At 29.1% G+C, this 5,898-nt stretch carries 3 protein-coding genes; all 3 read right to left on the minus strand.

Annotated features, from left to right (window positions below; translation table 11 throughout):
- Positions 1–1,023: glycosyltransferase family 2 protein (locus tag ACKI2P_RS01040; RefSeq protein ID WP_407374394.1), on the minus strand; the 1,023-nt coding region annotated here is incomplete at its 3' end.
- Between the two features lie 13 nt (positions 1,024–1,036).
- Positions 1,037–2,110 (minus strand): FkbM family methyltransferase, encoded by a 1,074-nt coding sequence (locus tag ACKI2P_RS01045; RefSeq protein WP_407374395.1) that lies wholly within the window; start codon positions 2,108–2,110, stop codon positions 1,037–1,039.
- Positions 2,111–2,122: 12 nt separating this feature from the next.
- A complete protein-coding gene (locus ACKI2P_RS01050) occupies positions 2,123–5,764 on the minus strand; it encodes a glycosyltransferase (protein WP_407374396.1) in 3,642 nt (1,213 codons plus the stop codon).
- Positions 5,765–5,898 lie beyond the last annotated feature (134 nt).

Below are 5,898 nucleotides of genomic sequence, written 5' to 3' on the forward strand. Positions count from 1 at the left end.
TAAATCTGTAATTATCTGTGAGTCAAAATCAAAATCATTATAAATAGTTTTTAGTACTTCTCGATTATTATATTCTCCGTTTTTCATATTCTCAAAATAATATGAAAAGTTTTTGTTTGATTTAAAAATGTCTTTTTCAGATAATCTGTTAAATTCATCTGAATTAAATATTTTCTCCAGGTTAATATCATCATTTTCACTAAAAAACTTAACATATATGGCTCTTTCTCCTAAAAAATTAAGGTGACTGTGAAACACAACCTCTTGGATGTTATTTGGAACGTTATATTTTTCCAGTAGGTCACTAACTTTTAAATAAGCATTAATCAAACCATAAAAATATTTTTCAGTTAAGTTTAGAGTGGTTGAACTTCCATCCAAGTTTCTGTAGTAAATATACCTGTTGGTCAATGTTATGATGCTTTTTGAGTTGAGCATTGCTTCAAGCAGGAATACCAAATCTTCACCAGGAATTCCTTCGGGAAATGTTATGTTGTTATTTGCGAGTAATGATTTTTTAAATAATTTTGCAGAAATTGCAGGTCGCATTGAAAGCAATTTGTGGTTTTTTACATTTTTAAAAAAGTTTTCTTCTTTATCTGACAAAATTGGAGGATTATGCTCCATCACACCCTCTTCAAAGACATTAATCTGACCTCCAATAACAATGTCTGCATAGGAATAGACTATTTTGTCATATAACACTTCACATGCATTAATCAGTAGTTGGTCATCACCATCCAAAAATAAAATGTAATCTGATGTTGAATGTTTCAAACCCATATTTCGAGGCTTTCCGCCGTAACCGCTATTTTTATCGGTTGAAATTACTGTAATGTTATTATATTCATTTGCATATCCATTCAGGATGTTTAAAGTATCATCAGTGGAATTATCATCTATGAAGATTACTTCAATATTTTCAAAGCCAATGCTTTGTGATTTAATGGACTTGAAAGTTTTATCAATTTCGTTTTCTAAATTATATGTGGGTACAATAATTGATAATTTATAGTCACTCAAACAATTCCTCCATTTAATCATATTTTAATCTGCATTGCACCATTGTATCTGCCAGAAACGTCCAGGGATTTTCTTTAAGCACATTGAATTCATATCCTACATCCAAATTTGCAACCCATGGAATAATGTCAAAATAATCTGAGACTTTATGATAAATGCTGATGAATAAAATCGGTTTTTGGGTTTTGATGGTATTTACCGCTCCTTTTAGCAGATCCATTTCCGCACCTTCAACATCAACGGTAATATATCCCACATTGAGGTTATTTTCTTCCACAAACTGGTCGATTGTTGTTTCCTGAACTTTAATTTCAGTATCATACTCTCTGATGTCTGCATCACTGGTAATTCCTTGAATATTCTTTCCAGACAAAAATAAAGTTCTCTCTCCGTTAATGTTTCCTAAAGACTTATTCACTGCGATGATATTTTCAATATTGTTGCTTTCAATATTTTTTTTCAATAATTTAAATGAATCTTCAAACGGTTCAAAAGCGTAAATGTTTTTGTTAGTTACTTTTGATAACGGCAGGCTGGTATCTCCTGTAAACGCCCCTGCATCAATAATGTCCTTGTTTTTAATGTATTCCAAATCTTTTTCGGACAATCCCAAATCAACAAAAGAGTGCAGATTATAATCTCCTTCAAATTTAAATCCGGCTATTTCATTTCGTGAAGCATTATTTGATTTAAAATCTGTAAATTTCTTCTGATTTTCCAATTCATAGTTGAAATATAGGCTGTCTCTTCTAATCATGCTTGTTGTCATTGACCTGAGCAGGTACCATTTGAATATTTTTTTTGCATATGATGGCAATAATTTTGTAACTTCTTTTAGTTTATCCTCGTAATCGTCAGTCAGGTAAAATTCAATGAAATCCCAGCTGCAGAAGCTGGTGGCATGCTTTATATTGTCATATTCGTTTTTCAAAACATTTTTCTCATCGGTTTTAATGAGGAATAATTCTTTTTTTAAGGTTCTTAATTCTTTTTTTAGAGACTTGTTTTCATTAAGTAACTCTTCATTTTGCTGTTTATAATAATTAAAACTATTACTTTTAGATAAAATTTTTTCTCTAAAGCTCATAATACTCCTCATTTAATATTTCATATTTAAGATATAATCATAAATTCGCTTACAATTATTTTTGTCATTATATTTATAAAAGCTATCTACTCTGTTTTTATAAACTTCTTTCATCTCACAATCGTTTTTGAGATATTCTTCGATAAGCCCAATCAGGTCATCTTCAGTTTCGATGACTTCTCCAAAGCCCATACTTTTGTATTTGAAATAACCTTCTTCAAAATTATAATCTTTGTCATATTGGTAATAAATAACCGGCTTTTTCATATATGTGAAATCGAAAGCCACTGAAGAGTAATCGGTTATTAATAAATCAGAATTTTTGAATAGCTCCTGATATGTTGTGTTTTCATCAATAATGACATATTCATTTGTATCGAACAGGTCTATAAACTCATAAACCAGAGGATGTGGTTTGAAAATAATTTTGTAATCAGATTTTTTACATATTGAAATTAATTTCTCATTGTTGATTAATGCATTGATATGTTTGAAGTATTCGGAATTTTGAATGTAGTTTGGAGTCATATCATAAAGATTTTCTCTCCATGAGGGCATAATTACAATCTGTTTGGATAATTTCTCTTTAGTTTCAAGATTGTCGAATCTCGCAAAACCTAATGTTTGAATAATTTTTTCATCATAATTATATCCTTCATCCAAAAAGGATGCTTTTTCAGCGTCAGATACGGTTGTAATTAAACTTAAATTCTTATCTGATTTGTGAAGCCAGCTGGAAACATTGTCTTTTGTCACTCCATGCTGCAGGAAAATTTTATCTGAATTGATTAATCCCGCATATGATGTTTCGTTTTTATCAAAAAACGGATTAAGAATGTTTTCATCGGGGTGTGACGAGATGATTTTTTCTGCAAATAAATACATTATTCTTTGTTTAAATGAATAAAATGGAATCACGTTTTTAAGATTCTGCAGTCTTTTAAAATCGGGAGAATTTTCGTTAACTGTAAAGAATTTTTTGATATTGTCATTTTGAGATATTGCATACCTGTAGAGGTGCTCTGCATTATCGTCCCCATGTTCTCTTCGGTCCATAAAAATCCAGATTCTTCTGTTTTTGTTAAATGGATATAATAATAGATAGATTATTCTAAACGCCAGAATTGATGTGTAAAATGATTCTTTTCTTTTAAAAACTCTAAGTAAAATTGGGATCTCGGATTTAATCATTTTTAAATAATTGTATTTGGATATATGAAATTTGTTATCTTTAAATTTAAGAAAATGTTTGTCGGATATGCTGTAATTGCTTAAATTAGATAATCTTGCGTTATTTGAAAAATCAATTGCTAAACTCCATACTGTGTTTTCATTTGAATTTTCACCTGTAAATCTTGCAAGAATTTTTACTGTTGAGTTTTCATTATCTTCAAGAGGAATTTCAGCATCAAAATTATACTGTGATTCTAAACTGCATCCTAGGAACTTTTTAGAGGAATTTTTATAATTAACTTGTTTGGCTGTAAATATCTGATTATTTTTAGCTATTTCAATTTCTATTGTATCATCACTAAAAAATGACATTAAAAATCCTGAAATAAATAATGTATTTTGTTTTATCTCAATAATGTCCAGCCAGATTTTATGTTCATCGAGTCTGTCTACTAAAACATCACTTGAATAAATACCTGCAAATTCACCATTGAATTTTGGTACAATATTTTCATAGTTTACAACTCCATTTAAATCAACATTAATGACTGCGTATTTTGTAGCTAACATGTGATGTCTGATGTTTAATTTGTCATTTCTTAAAGATAGTATGATGTCATCATTTAAGTAAGATAAAATATCTTGGATATGTAGGTAAACTTCTTTAATTTCATCTGTTGTTAATATTTTTGAAATGTCTCCAACACTAAACATCCACTGGATATCATAAACAATCAGATATTGGATAAATTTTACAACATGACCATATTTTTCAATGGATACATCAATCAGCGCTTTAAAATAATTATTCAATCTATTGATGTAAAATTCCTTTTTTTGTGATGATGAATCGATTGTTGACGATTCATCACTTCTTCTTCGATACCAGTAAATCGCTTCTGTTACCGCTCCGTATTTCGGATTTTCCAAAAGCATTTCATTAATCATTAATGTGTCTTCTGAGTTAACTAAAGTTTCTGGGAACCTGTAATGTTCAAACAATTCTCTTTTAAAAAATGCTGAAGAAGCAGACAATTGGGGATAATCCCAGTTTTCATTCAAATCAATAACTTTTTCTTCTTCAAATTTGTAATTTAGGGGGTGCGGTCCTTCATATTTGTCAAAGAAAAACATTCTTGTTGAAACAAAATCAATTTCATCGTAATGTTTTTCAAAAAATTCATAAACTTTATAAAAAGTGTTTCCGCTGAATTTATCGTCACTGTCAAGGAAATTAATATATTTTCCATTTGCATATTCTAAACCCAAGTTTCTTGCAGCTCCCTGTCCTTTATTTTCTTGGTATAAGTAGAGAATGTTGTCAGGATATTGATTTTGATATTTTAAACAGATTTCTCGAGTATTGTCTGTACTTCCATCGTCTACTAAAATCAGTTGTATATTGCTTCCAAATGAAAAGCTTTGTCCAATAATTGAGTTAATGCATTCATCCAAGTATTTTGCAGTGTTATAACATGCAATAACAACAGAAAACAATTTGGTTTCATCTAATTTTTGAAAATCTTCATAATTTTTCGCTTTAAGAATTTTCGAGACTCTGAATTTAACATCATTTTCCAAGTTTTCTTTTATTTCCATGTCATTTAGAACTTCATTTAAATCTTCTTTCATCAAATTGAAGAATTTTTCTTTATATTTTGGAGAAGTCTGTGTGAATCGGGCTAATTGTAGATGAATAAGTCTGTTTGTTAATAAGAATTTATAATCTTCATAGTTGTTAGTTTCTCTAAAGGTTTCTCTGATTTGTTTTGAGATTTCAATAATGTCTGTATAGTCATTTTCCTTGCTAATGTCAATGGTTGACCCTTTCCTGTTGACTCTGTAGTAGTAAAGAAATTCATCAACTATTGAAATTCTTTTGGCTCTGAGATACGTGTCAAAAAAGAATTTTTCATCTTCAAAAATAAGGCCTTCGGGGAAATATATGTTGTTTTCTTTTAAAAGAGAAGTTTTATATAGTTTATTGTATGGTGTAACTGCAATATTGCAGGTAAACTCTTTGGTGTCTTCATGGGAAAAGATATCTTTATCAAAATCTCTAAAAACGCCCAGCATATAATACCAGACATTATCCTTTATTTCATGTGTTTGGTTATCATAAGTTGCAATTTTACACATATTGATGTCGAGATTATCTTCTTTAGCTTTGGTGTATAATTTTTCAAACATTGTAGGTTCAATAAAATCATCTGAATCTACAAATGCAATATATTCTCCTTTAGACTCCTTAATTCCAAGATTTCTAGCAGCTGCTTGACCTTCATTTTCTTTAGTAATGACTTTTATTCTAGAATCTGTTTTTTCATATTCAATTAAAATGTCCAGTGAATTGTCAGTTGATCCGTCGTTAATACAAATGATTTCAATATCAGTTAATGATTGATTACATACGCTATCTAAGCAACTTTTGAGATAATTTCCAACATTATAAATAGGGATTATTACTGATATTTTATACATAGAGTACCCATAAAATTAAAGAATGTATTTTTTCACTGTTTAAATGAAATAAAAATTGATTTTATATCATTAAACTCTGAATATGTTTTGTTTTTAAATAAATGGACTTTATTCATATTTACAATTAATAATAT

It is taken from the genome of Methanobrevibacter sp. (assembly GCF_045541095.1).
In the GTDB taxonomy this organism is placed as follows: Archaea; Methanobacteriota; Methanobacteria; order Methanobacteriales; family Methanobacteriaceae; genus Methanocatella.